The organism is Candidatus Methanocrinis alkalitolerans, from assembly GCF_029167205.1.
GTDB lineage: Archaea > Halobacteriota > Methanosarcinia > Methanotrichales > Methanotrichaceae > Methanocrinis > Methanocrinis alkalitolerans.
The window spans coordinates 1-1034 of sequence record NZ_JARFPL010000091.1 but is presented as its reverse complement, the minus strand read 5'-3'; the positions used below and the strand labels follow the sequence as shown (position 1 = coordinate 1034).

The 1034-nt window shown below is 51.2% G+C and carries 1 pseudogene; it reads right to left on the bottom strand.

Features of this window, described 5'->3' with window-relative positions:
• Positions 1 to 105: 105 nt before the first annotated feature.
• Positions 106 to 906, bottom strand: a pseudogene (istA, locus tag P0O24_RS12470) (IS21 family transposase); the annotation flags it as partial.
• Positions 907 to 1034: the final 128 nt, after the last annotated feature.

The window sequence follows — 1034 nt, the reverse complement described above, 5'->3', positions numbered from 1 at the left end:
TGCATTCGTTGGCCGCGGCTTCAAGGTAGTTGTCCAGGATCGATTCGAAGGTCGTGAGCTTCAGCCGTTTGAGGTTATGATGAAGCCTTTCGTACTCGATATGGCTCATCTTTTATCCCCCTCAACGAAGGCGTCGTAAACGGCTAACGATCTATGCTCCACGTCTGGATCGTCGAATTTGAGGACGCAAGACGCCCTTGCCCCTTGGGTCGAGTTCTGCTTCAATATCTCGGATAGAAGTCCCTCGAAATGGTCTTTCTTTCGCGATACTCTACCCCGACCCGGAAGGATCTCGTGGGTGCAGACCTTCTCAGACCCCACGACTACGGAAAAGGACGTATCAGATATCTGGAGAACAGAGGTCCTTCCCGCAAACCGATAAGGGATCGAGTAGCGGTTGCCGAGATACGAGACGTAAGAGTCCCTCGATACCTTTCTCGTCTCCTCCCTGACGTTGTGGTAAGGAAGGACCTGATCGATATGTTGGAGGTGAACCAACTCCTCCTCGAACCGATCTCGGGGTATCTCGTGGGTTGTTCCGTGGACCGCCGAGTTCACCCGAGATAGCCAACCTTGGAGCTGGGAGTTGAGATCAGAAAATGAGCTGAACTTGCCGCCCATGAAAAAATCTCTCTTCACGAACCCCACCGTGTTCTCGATCTTGCCTTTCGTCTGGGGCCGATAAGGACGGCAGAGGCAGGGTACGAAACCGTAGTGGGTGAAGAAATCCTTAAACTTCGAATTCCAGTCCGAGTCTGAGGATTTGGGTGCTCGTTTCAGGACGATCTGCTTCATGTTGTCGTAGAGGATCTCATGTGGGCGGCCCCCGAAATACTGGAACGCATGGAGATGGCACTCGATCAGGGTATGAACGTCGATTCGAAGGGTGAACTCGGCATATCTCATCGGTAGTGAACCAGCAGTGAGTTGATGTTATTTATACTATTACGTTCTATCTCATTGTGGGTGTAGCAAGATGGGTCGAAGAGGTCCAAAACCTGGATTCAATGATGTTGCATGTTCTAACGAGGATT